The 16,163-nt window shown below is 72.4% G+C and carries 14 protein-coding genes; 10 read left to right on the top strand and 4 right to left on the bottom strand.

Features of this window, described 5'->3' with window-relative positions:
* Positions 1 to 266 precede the first annotated feature (266 nt).
* The 5 genes from D581_RS0108315 (at position 267) to D581_RS0108295 (ending at position 8,411) form a co-directional block, all read left to right on the top strand.
* On the top strand, positions 267 to 1,724 hold the full coding sequence (locus tag D581_RS0108315; RefSeq protein WP_026290330.1) for an NCS2 family permease: 1,458 nt from the start codon (positions 267 to 269) through the stop codon (positions 1,722 to 1,724).
* A gap of 35 nt (positions 1,725 to 1,759) precedes the next feature.
* Positions 1,760 to 2,902 carry an XdhC/CoxI family protein gene (locus D581_RS0108310; protein WP_018956776.1) on the top strand — a complete coding sequence of 381 codons (1,143 nt, stop codon included), beginning with the start codon at positions 1,760 to 1,762 and terminating at the stop codon, positions 2,900 to 2,902.
* Positions 2,903 to 3,117: 215 nt separating this feature from the next.
* Positions 3,118 to 6,777: a S8 family serine peptidase gene (locus D581_RS0108305; RefSeq protein ID WP_018956775.1), complete on the top strand. Its 3,660-nt coding sequence runs from the start codon at positions 3,118 to 3,120 to the stop codon at positions 6,775 to 6,777.
* A gap of 177 nt (positions 6,778 to 6,954) precedes the next feature.
* A complete protein-coding gene (locus D581_RS0108300; RefSeq protein WP_018956774.1) occupies positions 6,955 to 7,653 on the top strand; it encodes a DUF1326 domain-containing protein in 699 nt (232 codons plus the stop codon).
* A gap of 86 nt (positions 7,654 to 7,739) precedes the next feature.
* On the top strand, positions 7,740 to 8,411 hold the full coding sequence (locus D581_RS0108295) for a hypothetical protein (RefSeq protein WP_026290328.1): 672 nt from the start codon (positions 7,740 to 7,742) through the stop codon (positions 8,409 to 8,411).
* A gap of 39 nt (positions 8,412 to 8,450) precedes the next feature.
* Here D581_RS0108295 and D581_RS0108290 read toward each other — a convergent pair whose 3' ends face one another.
* From D581_RS0108290 to D581_RS0108280, 3 genes are all read right to left on the bottom strand, one after another.
* Complete coding sequence (locus D581_RS0108290; RefSeq protein ID WP_018956772.1) at positions 8,451 to 8,822, bottom strand: hypothetical protein; 372 nt, start codon at positions 8,820 to 8,822, stop codon at positions 8,451 to 8,453.
* 84 nt (positions 8,823 to 8,906) lie between these two features.
* Positions 8,907 to 10,460, bottom strand: coding sequence for an amidase (locus D581_RS0108285; RefSeq protein WP_018956771.1), 1,554 nt, complete (start codon positions 10,458 to 10,460; stop codon positions 8,907 to 8,909).
* Between the two features lie 277 nt (positions 10,461 to 10,737).
* Positions 10,738 to 11,469: a nitroreductase family protein gene (locus D581_RS0108280; protein WP_018956770.1), complete on the bottom strand. Its 732-nt coding sequence runs from the start codon at positions 11,467 to 11,469 to the stop codon at positions 10,738 to 10,740.
* Positions 11,470 to 11,623: 154 nt separating this feature from the next.
* On the opposite strand from D581_RS0108280, the gene D581_RS0108275 reads away from it, so the two are divergent.
* Together D581_RS0108275 and D581_RS0108270 are read left to right on the top strand one after the other, a co-directional pair.
* Positions 11,624 to 12,226 carry a TetR/AcrR family transcriptional regulator gene (locus D581_RS0108275; RefSeq protein ID WP_018956769.1) on the top strand — a complete coding sequence of 201 codons (603 nt, stop codon included), beginning with the start codon at positions 11,624 to 11,626 and terminating at the stop codon, positions 12,224 to 12,226.
* Positions 12,223 to 12,771, top strand: coding sequence for a hypothetical protein (locus D581_RS0108270; RefSeq protein ID WP_018956768.1), 549 nt, complete (start codon positions 12,223 to 12,225; stop codon positions 12,769 to 12,771). Before D581_RS0108275 ends, D581_RS0108270 begins: the two co-directional genes overlap by 4 nt.
* 195 nt (positions 12,772 to 12,966) lie before the next feature.
* On the opposite strand, the gene D581_RS0108265 is transcribed toward D581_RS0108270, so the two are convergent.
* Positions 12,967 to 13,413: a nitroreductase family deazaflavin-dependent oxidoreductase gene (locus tag D581_RS0108265; protein WP_018956767.1), complete on the bottom strand. Its 447-nt coding sequence runs from the start codon at positions 13,411 to 13,413 to the stop codon at positions 12,967 to 12,969.
* A 243-nt stretch (positions 13,414 to 13,656) separates the two neighbouring features.
* Between D581_RS0108265 and D581_RS0108260 the strand changes: the two genes are divergently transcribed.
* From D581_RS0108260 to D581_RS0108250, 3 genes are read left to right on the top strand one after another with little or no spacing between them, the layout of a single operon-like run.
* Positions 13,657 to 13,890 (top strand): acyl carrier protein, encoded by a 234-nt coding sequence (locus tag D581_RS0108260; protein ID WP_018956766.1) that lies wholly within the window; start codon positions 13,657 to 13,659, stop codon positions 13,888 to 13,890.
* Positions 13,887 to 15,152 carry a beta-ketoacyl-[acyl-carrier-protein] synthase family protein gene (locus D581_RS0108255; RefSeq protein WP_018956765.1) on the top strand — a complete coding sequence of 422 codons (1,266 nt, stop codon included), beginning with the start codon at positions 13,887 to 13,889 and terminating at the stop codon, positions 15,150 to 15,152. The genes D581_RS0108260 and D581_RS0108255 overlap by 4 nt, the downstream gene beginning before the upstream one ends.
* 22 nt (positions 15,153 to 15,174) lie before the next feature.
* Positions 15,175 to 16,083: an alpha/beta fold hydrolase gene (locus D581_RS0108250; RefSeq protein WP_018956764.1), complete on the top strand. Its 909-nt coding sequence runs from the start codon at positions 15,175 to 15,177 to the stop codon at positions 16,081 to 16,083.
* The last annotated feature ends 80 nt before the right edge of the window (positions 16,084 to 16,163 follow it).

Genomic DNA, 16,163 nt, shown 5'->3' with positions numbered 1-16,163 from the left:
CTCCGGGCGGTGCGCAGCGCCGAGAACGTCACACCTTTCCGCACCCCGCACCGTCCGGAGGCACCAAGTACCGCACCGCTCGCGGTTCTTCGCCGTGCCGAGCGCACGGCAACGCCTCACGGACCATCCGTGCCGCCGGCACATCCGTTCTGCTTCAACAGTCCGTCCCGGCCGTCCCCGGGTCGTGCAGCCGACGCAGTCATCCCAAATCCCGCATTCAGGAATCTCCAAGCGGGTGCCCCTGTGAACCTTGGGAGTCAGGCATCATGACCCAGCAGTCAGTGGAACCGAAGACCAGTCCGGAAGGTGCGGGCCCAGGCTCGCGCGTTCCCGCCGGAAGATCATGGCTCGACCGGTACTTCCACATATCCGAACGAGGATCCACCGTCGCGCGCGAGCTGCGCGGCGGCGTCACGACCTTCATGGCCATGGCGTACATCCTCCTGCTCAACCCGCTGATCCTGGGCGGGGAGGACGTCAACGGCAACCTCCTCAGCCAGCCCGGCCTGATCACCGCGACCGCGTTCGCGGCGGCCGCCACGACCCTGCTCATGGGCTTCGTCGGGAAGGTGCCCCTGGCGCTCGCCGCCGGGCTCAGCGTCTCCGGTGTACTCGCCTCGCAGGTCGCGCCCAACATGACCTGGCCGCAGGCCATGGGCATGTGTGTGATCTACGGTGTGGTGATCTGTCTTCTGGTGGTCACCGGCCTCCGCGAGCTGATCATGAACGCGATTCCGCTCGCGCTCAAGCACGGCATCACCATGGGCATCGGGCTCTTCATCGCCCTCATCGGCCTCTACAAGGCCGGGTTCGTCCACAAGGGCGCGGCGACCCCGGTCTCCCTCGGTCCGGCCGGTGAACTCGCCGGCTGGCCCGTCCTGATCTTCTGCGTGACCCTCCTGCTCATCTTCATGCTCCAGGCGCGCAACATCCCCGGCGCGATCCTGATCGGCATCGCCGTCGGCACCCTGGTCGCCATCGTCATCAACGCGATCGTCGACATCGACCCCAAGAAGTGGAGCAGCGGCCCGCCGGAGCTGGAGGGCAGCGCGGTCTCCGCCCCCGACTTCTCGCTCTTCGGGAACGTCGAGTTCGGCGGCTGGGGCGACGTCGGTGTGATGACGGTCGGCATGATCGTCTTCACCCTGGTGCTGGCCGGCTTCTTCGACGCGATGGCCACCATCATCGGCGTCGGCACCGAGGCCAAGCTCGCCGACGACAAGGGCCGCATGCCGGGCCTGTCCAAGGCGCTGTTCATCGACGGCGCCGGCGGCGTCATCGGCGGTGTCGCATCGGGCTCCGGCCAGACGGTCTTCGTGGAGTCGGCCACCGGCGTCGGCGAAGGGGCCCGGACCGGGCTCGCCTCCGCCGTCACGGGACTCTTCTTCGCCGCCTGTCTCTTCTTCACCCCGCTCACCGCGATCGTGCCGACCGAGGTGGCCTCCGCCGCCCTCGTCGTCATCGGCGCGATGATGATGCAGAACGCCCGGCACGTGGACTGGAGCGACCGATCGGTCGCCATCCCGGTCTTCCTGACCGTGGTCCTGATGCCCTTCACGTACACCATCACCACCGGTGTCGCCGCGGGCGTCATCGCGTACAGCGCCATCAAGCTCGCCCAGGGCCGGGCCCGCGAGGTCGGGGCCTTCATGTGGGGGCTGACGGTGATCTTCATCGTCTTCTTCGCCCTCAACCCGATCGAGAGCTGGCTGGGCGTCCACTGACGCCCGGGCCCCCTTCCCGCCTAAGGAGATACGCCATGCTGGACATCGCCGAAGAGCTGCACCGGTGGGTCTCGCAGGGACGCGAGTTCGCCGTCGCCACCGTCGTGGCGGTCGGCGGCAGCGCGCCCCGGCAGCCAGGAGCCGCCCTCGCCGTCGACCGCGACGGCACGGCCATCGGTTCGGTGTCCGGCGGATGCGTGGAGGGGGCCGTCTACGAACTGTGCCAACAGGCCCTGGACGACGGGGTATCCGTCCGCGAGCGCTTCGGCTACAGCGACGAGGACGCCTTCGCGGTCGGTCTGACCTGCGGCGGCGTCATCGACATCCTGGTGACACCGGTACGGGCGGACGACCCCGCCCGCCCGGTGTTCGCCGCCGCGCTCGCGGCCGCCGCGGAGGGGACGGCGGCCGCGCTGGCGCGGGTCACGGACGGACCCGCGGAACTGCTCGGACTCCCGCTCCTGGTCCGCGCCGACGGCAGCCACGAGGGCGGGCTCGGCGGCCATCCGGCGCTCGACCGGACCGCCGCCGCCGAGGCCCGCGCCCTGCTGGACGCGGGCCGCACCGGGCCGCTCGCCATCGGCGCGGAAGGCTCCCGCTGCGGCCGGCCCATCGAGCTGCTGGTCGAGTCCAGCGTGGAGCCGCCCCGCATGATCGTGTTCGGCGCCATCGACTTCGCCGCCGCGCTGGTCCGTGCCGGGAAGTTCCTCGGCTACCGGGTCACCGTCTGCGACGCCCGCCCGGTCTTCGCCACCGCGGCCCGCTTCCCCGAGGCCGACGAGATCGTCGTCGACTGGCCCCACCGCTACCTCGCCACGACCGCGACCGACGCGCGTACCGTGCTCTGCGTCCTGACCCACGACGCCAAGTTCGACATTCCGCTGCTGGAGGCCGCCCTGCGCCTCCCGGTCGCCTACGTCGGCGCGATGGGCTCCCGCCGCACCCACCTGGACCGTAACGACCGGCTGCGCGAGGCCGGCCTCACCGACCGTGAACTGGGCCGGCTGCACTCGCCGATCGGCCTCGACCTCGGCGCCCGTACGCCGGAGGAGACGGCGCTGTCCATCGCCGCCGAGATCGTCGCGGTCCGGCGCGGCGGCAGCGGCGTACCGCTCACCGGGGCGCATACCCCCATCCATCACGACAGCAGCGGACAGCCGCTCGTCTCGGTGGCCTGAAACGTCCGTCAACCTCCCGTCAACACCCCGTCCGTCCCGGGCGGGTTGCCGCCACGGCGGTTTCCCGCCCGTCGGATACGCAGCGGTCGCCCCGGATTTGCCGGTAGATCAGCTGCATGACTTCTTCCCCCTCCTCCGTTCTCGGCCGGGCGAGACCCGCTCGCCCGGGACGCAGAGCCCTGCTCCTGGCGACCTCGGCGGCCCTGCTGGGCGGCATGCTGGTCCCCTTCGCGGGCACCGCCGGCGCCGCCCCCGCACCCCGCGCCGAAACTCCGCGCTCCGACGTACGAACCGAGAGCCACACCGTCACCCTGATCACCGGTGACGTCGTGCGCTACGGGGACGGCCCCGGCGACCAGGACACCGTCACCGTGGACCGCCCCCACGGCGCCGACGGCGGCGTCCGCGTCCAGCAGGCGGGCGAGGACGTGTACGTCCTGCCCGACGAGGCCACCACGCTGATCGCGTCCGGCGTCCTGGACCGGCGGCTGTTCAACGTCTCGGCCCTGGTGCGGATGGGCTACGACGACGAGGGCACCGGCTCCGTCCCGCTCATCGCCACCTATCCGCCCGCCCGCGCCAAGGCCCTGCCCACGGCCCCGCGCGGCGCGAAGAAGGTCCGCACCCTCGCATCCGTCAACGGGACCGCGCTCACGGCCGACAAGGACGACGCGCGGACGTTCTGGAGCTCCATCACCCGTTCGAGCAAGGCCCGTTCGCTCGACGGCGGGATCGCGAAGCTCTGGCTGGACGGCCGCTCCGAAGCGCTGCTGACCGAGTCGGTGCCGCAGGTGGGCGCTCCGCGGGCGTGGGCCGACGGCTTCGACGGCAAGGGCGCCAAGGTCGCCGTCCTGGACACCGGCATCGACGCCGACCACCCGGACGTCAAGGACCGCGTCGTCGGCGCCCGCAGCTTCGTCCCGGGCGAGGAGGTCGACGACAAGAACGGTCACGGCACGCACGTCGCCTCCACCATCGCCGGATCCGGCGCCGCCTCCGACGGCGCCAACAAGGGCGTCGCCCCGGCCGCCGAACTGCTCGTCGGCAAGGTCCTCGGCGACGAGGGCTCCGGCGCGGACTCCGGGATCATCGAGGCCATGGAGTGGGCCAAGGCCGAAGGGGCCGACGTCGTCTCCATGAGCCTCGGCTCCCCGGTGCCCGACGACGGCACCGACCCGATGTCCCAGGCGGTTAACTCCCTCTCGGCGGCCGGCGGTCCGCTGTTCGTGATCGCGGCGGGCAACGCGTACGGGGCGGGCACCATCGGCTCGCCCGGCTCGGCGGAGCAGGCGCTCACCATCGCTGCCGTCGACAAACAGGACGGCCGGGCCCCCTTCTCCTCGATGGGACCGCTGGTCCGCTCCCACGGCCTGAAGCCCGACCTGTCGGCCCCCGGAGTCGACATCAGCGCGGCGGCCTCGCAGTCGATCCCCGGCATCGAGGACATGTACCAGTCGCTGTCCGGCACCTCGATGGCCACGCCCCACGTCGCGGGCGCGGCGGCGATCCTGAAACAGCGTCACCCCGACTGGTCCGGTCAGCGCATCAAGAACGCGCTGATGACCTCGTCCAGGAAGCTCGACGCCTACACCCCGTACGAGCAGGGCACCGGCCGGCTGGATGTGAAGGCGGCGATCGACACGACGATCGAGGCCACCGGCTCGGTCGAGGTCGCCTCCTACGACTGGCCGCACAGCCCGTCCGACCAGGTCGCCGAGCGCACCGTCACCTACCGCAACGCGGGTGACACGGACATCACGCTGAACCTGGCCACCGACACGGACGAGGCCGCGTACACGCTGTCCACCGACACGCTGACCGTCCCGGCGGGCGGCACCGCCGAGGCCGTCCTGTCACTGGACCCGGCGAAGGTCGCCAACGACACCACCTTCTCCGGCCAGGTCGTCGCGACCGACGCGGCGGGCACGACGGTCGCGCACACCGGTTTCGCGCTCACCAAGGAGAAGGAGCTGCACGACCTGACGGTGAAGCTCCGCGACCGGTCGGGCAAGCCGATGGACGGCGTCGTCGTCCTCGCCGAGCTGGGCGACCCGCAGCTCGGCCTCGTCCAGGTCAGCGGCGGCGAGACCACCCTGCGCCTGCCGCCCGGCAACTACACCACCTGGGCCACCGTGGACATCGACGGCGACCGCCCCGACTCCAGGGCGGTCGCGTTCCTCGCGGCCCCCGAGACGATCCTCACCGGCTCCACCACCGTCACCCTCGACGCCTCCGAGGCCCGCAGGATCGACGTGCGCACGCCCAAGGAGACCGAGACCCGCCAGCTCCGCTACGACATGGCGCGCACCGCCCCGGACGGCACCGTCCAGCGTGACGCGTACCAAATCCCGCTGACGTACGACCAGCTGTGGGCGAGCCCCACCGAGAAGGTCACGCAGGGCAGCTTCAGCTTCCTGACCCGCTGGCGACAGGGCGAGGAGCTGATCGACGTCGAAGCCGACGGCCGGGACGTGCCGGTCTACGTCCAGGGCGGCGCGGCCGTCGCCGAGGACAGCAGGCAGAAGCTGAAGGCGGTGTACGCGGGCCAGGGCGCGCCGGCGGAGTACCGGGGTGTGAACGCGCGCGGCAAGGCCGTGGTCATCACCCGCAGCGCCGACGTCGCTCCCGCCGAACGTCTCGCGGCGGCGCTGGCGGCCGGCGCCGAGGCCCTGTTCGTCGTCAACGACGAGCGTGGCGTGGCGATGGAGAGCTACACCCCGTACGGCGAGGAGACCACCATCCCGGTCGCCTCGGTCCAGGCCTCCGCGGGCGAGAGCCTGATCAGGGCGGCGCAGCGCGGCAAGAAGGTCCAGGTCGACCAGAAGAAGTTCGCGGACTACCTGTACGACCTGGTGGACCGCCACGACGGCACGATCCCGGACCGTTCGCTGACGTTCGCCCCCTCGCCCCGTCAGCTCGCCAAGGTGGAGAACACGTTCTACGGCCACGAGAAGACGCTCGGCGGCGGTTACCGCTACGACATCCCGGAGTACGGGCCCGGCCTCGGCTTCGAGGAGTACGAGCAGTTCCCGGACGTCCGCACCGAATGGGTCAACCCGCTGCCGGGCGACTCCTTCTGGTACGAGAGCCACGCGGTCCTGGACGCGGAGCAGTCGGGCCGGGCGCACGAGATGCGCAGCGCCGATCTGGACTACCGGGCGGGCGAGGAGTACCGCGCCGAGTGGTTCGCCCCGGTGGTCCGCCCCCGTCTCGGCACCGGCTACTGGGGTCCGTTCCGCACGGTCTCCAACGACGTCCAGTTCAACGTCACGCCGTGGACGGACGCGGGCGCGGGCCACTCCGGCGCGATGCCCGAGGACGAGTACGACACCACCTCCTACGCCGTCTACCAGGGCGACAAGGAGCTGAAGAAGGGTGCGGGCAGGGCCGGATACGTCTGGGACCTCCCCGCCGAGGAGCTCCCGTACCGCCTGGTCATCGACTCGGAGCGGGACGCGGAGACCTGGAAGACGTCGACCCGCACCCACTCCGAGTGGGGCTTCGTCTCGGGCGCTCTGGACGAGGACGGCCCGTCCCAGGCCGACATCCCGATGCTCCAGCTGGACTACGCCGTCGACACCGACCTGGCGGGCGACGTCCGGGCCGGCCGTACGACGGAGATCGGCCTCTCCTCCACCACCCAGGAGTGGCTGCCGGGCGCGGTGAAGGCCAACAAGGCCTCGATGTCCGTCAGTTACGACGACGGCGAGCACTGGACGAAGGTGGACCTCCGCAAGAAGAGGACCGGCGAGTGGACCGCCACGTTCCGCACTCCGTCGAAGGGCGCGACCTCGGTCTCGCTCAAGGCGCACGCGGAGGGGCCCGGCGGGCTCGTCGTCGACCAGGAGATCATCCGGGCCTTCGGCCTGAAGTGACCTGCTGACGTGGTCCCGCACTCCCTCCTCCGGAGTGCGGGACCAACATGCGTCAGTGAGTCGATTTGTATACCCCATGGGGGTAGTTGACCAGGAAGCGGGTCGGACTCTAGTCTCTCCCTTGTGAGCAAGATACCCCCTAGGGGTATACGTGATACATGATCTGGAGGGACCCCCATGTGCACCACTTCCGCCGCATCGCAGAGCGCCCCCGCCGTCGTCCGGGCGGGCACGAACGACGGCACGCTCCCCGACTGGCACCTGCGGGGTGAATGGTTCGACGTGTGCAGCTGTGCGCTGCCCTGCCCCTGCACGTTCGCCCAGACGCCGACCCATGGAGACTGCCTCTTCACGCTGGTCTGGCAGGTCCACGAGGGGCACTTCGGGGACGTCTCCCTGGACGGCCTGGGCGTGGTGGCGCTGGGCGAGTTCGCCGGGAACATGTGGGTGGGCGACCCGGAGGCCACGATGAAGGTGATGCTCTACATCGACGCCAAGGGCGACCAGGCCCAGCGTGGAGCGCTGGAGCAGATCTTCGCCGGTCATGTCGGCGGCTGGCCGGGCCAGTTCGGCTCGCTCATCAGCGAACTGCGCGAGGTGCGGCACGCACCGGTCCACTTCGACGCCGCCGAGGATCTCTCGTACTGGCGGGCCCGGGTCGACGACAAGGTCTCCGTCGGCGCGACCGCCCTCACCGGTCCCACGGCCGACCCCTCCCGCCGCGTTCAGCTGGTCAACGCTCCGGGCTCCGAGGTCGGCCCCGGACAGATCGCCACGTGGGGCGTCGTCGAGAGTGATCGCGCGGAAGGGTTCGACTTCTCGCACGAGTACCGCGGTGGATCCAGCAAGCACTTCCCCTTCGACTGGCGCCCCTGACCCCGGCGCGGGGGCGCCGTCCGCCCGGCGGGTGTTCGGGGGAGCGTGCGAACGGCCCCGCCGGGCCGGTGCGGTTGGATATGACCATGAGCGTTCACGACGTGGCCCGCAGGCTGCCGGGCATATCCGCCCTCACCGACCTCTGCCGTTCCCTGGCGATGCTCGACGCGATCCTGTGTCCCGAGTGGGACCACCGCTGGCACAGCTACGACGCGCACTGGTCGCCGACGGAGGCGATGGCCTCGATGCGGGACGGTTCGGGCGGCGAGTACTCCGTGGTCTTCTCCGCCGACGGGGCGTACGCGCGCGGCTTCGACCACGAGTCGCCGATGAGCCCGTACGTGGACGACGGCCCCTGGCCCGGGGTGCTCGACGAGGTGCCCGCCGTGTTCCGCCGTTACGTCGACGAGCCCTCGTTCACCGACGAGTTCGGCATGCCCGTCGTCACCGCCTGCCTCTGGCGCGCGAGCGACGACGACCGCTGGCGGGCCGGCGCCGTCGACTTCCCGGAGGACGGTGAGGACTCGGACGGGGCCGACTGGCTCTTCCAGCTCCTCGTCACGGGCACCCCCGAGTCCTACCAGGAGTGGGCCGAGGACCATTTCGAGGTCTCCGTGGACCTCGAAGCCGTACGCCACGTCTATGCGCTGCGACCGCTGACCGACGAGGTGATCGCCGCCCTCGCCCCCGAGCGGATCCCCGCCGAACTGGCCGAGGACGTCAAGGAGATCGGGTACCCCGTCGGCACGGGGGAGTAGGCCGCGCCCCGGACGCCGTGCGCCTCGTGCCCGTGGCGGTCAGTCCGCCTCCGGGGTCGCCGGGTCGCGGCGGGCCAGCGCCTCGGCGACCGGCAGACCCGTCCGGGCCGCCACGGCCAGCCGGGCCCGGACCTCCGCGCGCCTCCGGGGCCGGAAACGCGGCAGCTTGCCGCAGCCGCACGGCTCCAGCCCCTCGTAGCGCAGGCCCGCCCCCAGGACGGCCGCCACCGCGCCCCAGGCCGCGGTGTCACGGTGCGGCGGGGGTGCGAAGTCGTGGCCCGCGCAGACGAGGGCGCGACCGCAGTTCGGGCACGGCTGCTCCCGGTCGCCCGAGGGATGCCGCTTGAAGCTGACGCGGCAGGGAACGCAGGCGAAGTGCAGCTTGTAGTGCGTCATCGCGTAGTAGCACACACCACGACGGTACCGGCCCCGGGCGCGGCCCGGCAGGCCCCGGCGGCCCCTCCGGAGCAGGGGAGGGCCCGCCCGGGCCCGCGCTCACTTCCCGCTCTGCAACGCCTTCCACGTGGCCGGGCCCACCTTGCCGTCGACCGAGAGCTTCCGGTTGGTCTGGTAGCCGCGTACCGCCGTCTCCGTGGCCGGGCCGAAACCGCCGTCCACGCCGACGGTGGTCCCGAGCGCCGCCGTCAGGGACCGCTGGAGCCGCTTCACCGCGTCGCCCGAACTGCCCCGCGACAGGGCCGGGGTCGTGCCCGCCGACAGCAGGGCCGTCCAGCTCTTCGGGCCGACCACCCCGTCGGCCTCCAGTGCGCGGGCCCGCTGGAACGCCTGCACCGCGCTCTGCGTGGTGGGCCCGAAGCTGCCGTCCGCCGCGCCCGCCTGGTAACCCTGCGCGTTGAGCAGCGTCTGCACGGCCTTGACCTGCGGGCCGGTGGAGCCGGACCGCTGGGTCGTGTACGTGGGGAAGGTCAGGCCGTCGCCGCCGCTGCCCGGGTCGCCGTCGATCAGCTCCATGTAGTGGTTCCAGTCCCAGTTGGGGCCGGGGTCCGTGTGGTCGGCGCCGGGCGCCTCGCTGTGGCCGATGATGTGCGACCGGTTCTTCGGGATGCCGTACCGCGCCGCCAGGTGTTTGGTGAGGGCGGCGGAGGACCGGTACATCGCCTCCGTGTACCAGGCCGGGTTGTCGACGTAGCCCTCGTGCTCGATCCCGACGGACGAGGAGTTGGTGCCGCCGGCGTGCCAGGCGGTGTCCTTCTCCAGGACCGACTGGGTCACCTCACCGTCCGAGGAGCGGATCGTGTAGTGCGCGCTGACCTCCGAGGCCGGGTTCTGGTACCAGCTGATGGAACCGGCGTACGACCCCTGGGTGGTGTGGATGACCACCTTGTCGATGGCGGCCTTGCGGCCGACGACGAAGTTCCCGGAGTACGCGGGAACCCAGCGCGCCGAGGGGTAGTCCGGGCTCGCGGCGTAGCCGTCGGACGCCGCCAGCGCACGCTTGTCCGGGTCGACCGGCCGGGAGGGTACGAGGACCTCCTCGCCGCCGGGCGCCGTGGCGGACACGCCCTCGGCGAGGGACGTGAAGACCGCGTCCGCGTAGAGCGCGGCGGCCGGACCCTGGGCGGCGCTGTAGCGGGCCACCGCCGGATACCAGGAGTTCACGTCCCGGCGCTCGGCGGCGTCCAGGCCCAGCGCGTCGGCGTGGTCGCGCAGGACGGCCGCGCCGCCGAGGATGTTGGCCGTCGTGTCCCGGCGCAGCCGGGCCGCGCTCTCGCCGGTCAGCTCGGAGGCCTTCTCCAGGGAGCGGTTGGCCGGGTTGCTCGCCAGATGCATCACGCCGTAGCCGTTCGCCTGACTGGGCGCGCCCGCGTGGCCGTCGAGACGGCTCTCGCCGTAGCCGACGGCGGCCAGCAGATCGCGCGGTACGCCGTACGCGTCCGCCGCTTCGGCGAACGCGCGGTTCATCGGGTCGGGCGTGTCCGCTCGCGGGGCGGCGGTCGCCGGGTGCCCGGCCGCGAGGAGGGCCGTGGCCATGACGGCCGCCACGGCACAGGCGCGGGCCCGGGTTCGGGCGGCGGTGCGTAGGGGCATGAGGGCTCCTGCTCTGTGGGGTGGGCGTGGAGGGAAGAGAAAAGCCCTCGGGCCCGGGGCGGGCCAGAGGGATGCCGAACACGGTCAGGCTATCGAGATGGAGTGGGCATGACAAAGAGTCGAGGGGGTGATTCTGCTGGCAACATCCTGCAAAATTACGGGAGTTGTGAGCCGCCGCCGCCCCGTCGGGTGATGTCGAGTGTCACCCGACAGGGGGTGCCGGCGAGGGCGGTGCGGGCCGGACGCCGCCCAGCGGGCGGGGCTTTCGAAAGACGCCCTACCAGCGGTCGCGGTGGATGACGTCCGCCACCGGCCGGCGCCGGACCGCGCCGAAGTTGCCCGCGGGCCACCCCACCGGCACGGCGGCGAACGTCGCCATCTCCTCCGGGATGCCCAGTTCCCGCTTCCACTCCTGCTCCAGCATCAGGTGCCAGATGGTGATGTTCGCCGCGAGCCCCAGCCCCCTGGCCGCGAGCAGCAGGTTCTGTACTCCCGGATAGACGCAGGAGCCCTCGGCCAGCGCCTGGAAACGCGTCTGCGTGTTCATCATGTGCTCCGTGCCCGCCGGGCCGAGCGCCCGCGCCGACGCGGCCAGCCCCTCCTCGTCCAGGCGCGGCTCCGGGAACCGGTAGCACGGCACGATCAGCACCGGGGTGTCGGCGAAGTGGTCGCGCTGATGCTCGATCGCCGCGACCATCCGGCCGTACGCCGCCTCGTCCATGCCCGCGGGGGCGTACTTCCCGGTCGTCGCCAGATACGCGTCGACGCACCGCTTCCACAGCGGGGCGAGCCGCGCCATCACCTGGCGGTCGGTCACCACCACGTACTCGTAACACTGCATGTTGCCGCCGCTGGGTCCCCAGACGGCGGCCTGGATCAGCTGCTCGATCGTCTCGTCCGGCACCGCGTCCGGCTTGAGGCGGCGCATGGCGCGCATGGTGGACATGGTGTCGAAGAGAGCGGGGCCGCCGAGGGCGGACGGGTCGGCCTGAACCGTTTCCATGGTCATGATCGCGGAGTTTAGGCGGGCTCCTCCGCCGGTGTCTCCCACCCTGCGTGCGAAGGTGCGGCCCGGCCCGATCTCCGCTGCGATGGCGGCGGTTGGCGTCGCGCGGTGCCCTACAATGACTGACCAGTCAGTCATTCGACAGAGGGGCCACGGCATGGCCAGGAGAGCCGACCCGGCGGCGCGCCGGGACCTGATCCTGAAGGCCGCGGTGCGGGTGTTCGCCCGGCAGGGGTTCGCCGCGACCCGGGTGGACGACGTCGCCGGAGAAGCGGGCGTCGCCAAGGGCAGCGTCTATCTCCACTTCGACAGCCGGGACGCCTTGCTCACGGCCGCCTTCGAGGAGTACAGGGCCCACGCGCGGGCGGTGCTCCAGCAGGCCCGCACCGGTCCGGGAGACGGACTGGAGCGGCTCGCCCGGCTGGTGCGGTCGGTGCTGGACATGGTCGTGGCCGAGCCCGAACTCGCCCGGATCCTCATCGACCTGTGGGCCGCCGGACGGCAGGGCGCCCCCGCCGGCGTCGACATCGCGGCCGTGTACCGGGAGTACCGCGCGGTGATCGCCGAGCTGCTCGCCGACGCCGAGGCCGAGGGGGTCTGCCGCGCCGGGGTGGGCGCGGGGCACGCGGTGGTCGTCGTCGGGGCGATCGAGGGCTGTCTGGTGCAGTGGATCGTCGACCCCACCCTGCCGGTCGCGGAGCTGACGGAGCCTCTCCTCGACGTGTGCGTCGAGGGGCTGCGCCGCGGGGGAGCGGAATGAGGGCCGCGGGGGTCACGGCGGCCCGTCGGCTCGACGCGCTGCTGGTGGCCCCGGACGCCGAGCGGGGCGAGCGGATCATCTGTTACGCGGGGGCGCTCGCCGGCGCCGTGTTCGCGACAGCCCTCGCCCTGCGCGGCCCGTACGCGTGGCCGACGCTGACCGTGATCGCCGTGGTGGCCTTCGATCTGTTCGGTGGCACGGTCGTCAACGCCACCCGGTCGGCCAAGCGCCGGTTCCACCGGCCGGGGCGCTCCCGGCGCCACCACTTCGCGTTCGTGGCCGCCCACATCCAGCCGTTCGCCTTGGCCCTGCTCGTCCCCGGGTTCGGCTGGATCTCCGCCGGCGTCGTCTACGCCCTCACGCTCGCCGGGGCGGCATGCGTCCTGATCACCCCCGCGGAGCTCCGGCGACCGGTCGCCTTCGCCGTCTCCGCCCTGGCGATCACCGCCGTGACGACCTCGGTGGCCGTCCCCGGCGAGCTGGCCTGGTTCGCCCCCGTCCTGGTGATCAAGCTGCTGCTCGCCCACCTGCTCCCGGAGCGGTGAACCCGGCGCTCGGCACGGACCGGCGCGCCCAGGGGTGTCTGACACACTCCGCGCGGGGACATGACGGACACCCCTGGCCCCCACGACTCGGCACCGCGTCAGCCGGACGACGGGTCAGCGCCGCGTCAGCCGGACGACGGGTCAGCATCGCGTCAGCCGGACGACGGGTTAGCGCCGCGTCAGCCGGACGACGGGTCAGCGCCGCGTCAGCCGGACCACCGGGATGTCCCGCTCGGTGCCCGCCTGGTACTCCCCGTAGCGCGGGAACAGCTCCACCAGCCCCGGCCAGACCCGCGCCTTCTCCTCGGCCGGGAGCGTCGTCGCGACGGCCCCGAACCGCTCGGTGTTCACGCGGAGCTCGACCTCCGGGGTGGACTGGAGGTTCAGGTACCACAGCGGCGGGCGGTCCGAGCCGCCGTTGGACGCCACGATCAGATAGTCCTCGCCGTCCCGCCCGTACATGAGCACCGTGCGCCGCACCGTCCCGCTGCGCCGGCCGACGTAGTCCATCAGCAGGCAGGGCACACCCAGCTGAGTGGTGCCCTTCGTGCCGCCGGAGGACTCGTACAGCTCGGCCTGCCGGGCGACCCAGTCGGCGGGGCTCAGCGCGACCTCCGCGTTGGCGTCCTGCTCGGCCGTCATGGTTTTCTCCTTCTCTCGTGCCGTCCCGTACGGGCTGCGCCCCCATCCTGGCACCCACCCGAGTCGCCCCCGGGATTCGTACACCTGGACAGCCCTCCCACCGCACGGGGGAACGCGGGCCGGGAACCCGCCCGGGAAGGCGTATAAAGGGTCCTTCCGGAGCAGCCGGCGTCCCCCGATGGCCCCTCCCCCCACCTCCCTCACGCGGCCGGCGTCACCGCGTCACCGATCCCAGGAGCGCCAATGAGCACTTCGGAAGAGATCAGCGCCCTGCTGGTAGCGAAGTTCGGAACCGACCCCGGGGCCATCCGCCCCGGTGTTCCGCTGCACCGGCTGCGGCTGGACTCCCTCGCGCTGGAAGAGCTGCGGCTGCACATCGAGGACCGGCTGGACGTGGACCTGGAGGACGTCACGCTCACCTCGCGCGACACCTTCGACCGCCTCGTCGAGGCCGTGGACGGGAAGGTCTCCGCATGAGCGCGGCCCCAGGTCGGCCCTACCGCCGGGCGCCGCTCGCCCCGTTCGCCGCCGCCGTCACCGGCGTCGGCCTGGTCACCGCGGCCGGTACGGGAGCGAACGCCGCCTGGCACGGCGTCACCGAGGGCCTCGCGCCCTCCGCCGGCCCGCGACCCGAACTGGACGGGCTGCCCTGCGACTTCTTCTACTCCGTCACCGACTGCGACCCGGGAGCCGTCCTCGGGGTGGCCGCCCAGCGGCTGATGGACCGCTTCGCCCAGCTCGCCGTCATCGCCGCCCGCGAGGCCGTCGCCGACGCCGGACTCGACCCGTCCGTCTGGGACAGCGGCCGCGTCGGCGTCGTCGTCGGCTCCGCCCACGGCGGGCTGCCCTTCTACGACGAGCAGCACGCCGCGCTCGCCGGGCGCGGGCCCCGCCGGGTCTCCCCGAAGCTCGCCCCGCTCAGCGTCGTCAACGGCGCGGCCAGCAGCGTCAGCCTGGACCTCGGCGTCCACGGGCCCAGCCAGGCCGTCTCCACCGCCTGCTCCTCCGGCACCGTCGCCATCGGAACCGCCCACCAGATGCTCCGCTCCGGGGCCTGCGACATCGTCATCGCGGGGGGCGCGGAATCCACCTGCACCCGCCTGCTGATCGCCAGCGCCTGCAGCCTCAAGGCCGCCTCCACCCGCCGCGAGGACCCCGCGGCCGCCTGCCGGCCCTTCGACACCCACCGCGACGGCTTCGTCGTCGGCGAGGGCGCCGGGCTGATCGTCATGGAACACCCGGACCATGCCCGCGCCCGGGGCGCCGCCGTCCGCGCCCATGTCAGCGGGTACGGGGCCTCCAGCGACGCCCACTCCGCCGTCGCCCCCGACCCCGAGGGCCTCGGTATCGAGCGCGCCCTGCGCACCGCGCTCGCCGACGCGGGCCTCTCCCCGGCCGACGTCGGGCACGTCAACGCGCACGGCACCTCGACGCTCTCCAACGACCTGATCGAGGCGACGATGCTCCGCCGGGTCCTCGGCGAGAGCCCTCTGGTGACCTCCACCAAGGCGATGACCGGCCACACCCTCGGCGCGGCGGGCGGCATCGAGACCGCGCTCACCGTGCTCGCCCTCCAGCACCAACTGGTGCCGCCCACCGTCAACCTGGACGCACCCGACCCGGAGATCACGATCGACGTGGTGGCCAAGGAAGCCCGCGGCGCCACCTTCGACTGCGCCGTCAAGACCTCGCTCGGCTTCGGCGGCCACAACGCGGCACTCGTCCTCACCAGGACCTGAACGGAAGGGAACGCAGGAGCACATGCCCGAGGAGATCATCCGGACCCTGTCGGTCGACGGAGTGCGCTACAGCTACCGCGTCCTGCCGGGCGCCCACCCCGGCGAGCCCCCGGCCACCGAACCGACGCTCATTCTCGGCGGCGCGCTCCAGGGCATGTACGGCTGGCCCCAGATGGACGACCACCTGGGCCCTGCCACCGACGTGGTCACCGCCGACCTGCCCGGCATGGGCAGCGCCGACCCGCTCCCGCCCGGCCCCAGCGCCGACCTGCTGCGCCGGGCCGTGCTCGGCATCGCCGACGACCTCGGCGCACCCCGGCTCAACATCTTCGGCTTCTCCTACGGCACCGCCATCGCCTTCGGCTTCGCCCGCCGCCACCGGGAACGGGTGGCACGCCTCGCCCTCGGCGGCGTCCCGGTCCACATCGACGCGGTCCAGGTCGCCGCCTGGGAGCACGCCAGGCAGCTGCTGGCCGCAGGAGACCGCGAGGGGTTCGCCGCGACCGCTGCCGACGCCCTGATGTGCCTGGACCCGGAACGCGCCGTACACCGCCGGGAGCTGGCCCGCCGCTATGTGCGGCGCTCCTTCCTTCACGTGGCCACCCACTCGCCGCACGTGGCGGACTCGCTCTACCGGGCGCTGGCCGACCGGCCCGACTTCTCCGGCGGTCTCACCGGCGTACCGGCACTGGTCTTCGCCGGGGAGCACGACACGGTGACGCCACCCGCGCGGCAGCGGGAGTTCGCCGAGACGATCGAGGGCAGCCGGTTCCTGACGATCGGGGAGTCCGACCACTGGGTGATCCTGGAGCGGGCCGACGAAGTGGCCGCACTGGTCTCCCGGTTCCTCACCGGGCGGGAGCCGGTGGCCGACGAGGCCGCTGCCGTCACCCTGCCGCGCCAGGCGGGCGCCCCGGCCGGGCGGACCTGAGCGGGGCCCCGGCCGGGCGGTCCTGAGCGGGGCCCCGGTCGCAGGGACCTGAGCGGCCCCGGCCGGGGGGACCGGAGATC

The organism is Streptomyces sp. CNB091, assembly GCF_000377965.1.
This window is presented reverse-complemented; position numbering and strand designations above follow the sequence as displayed.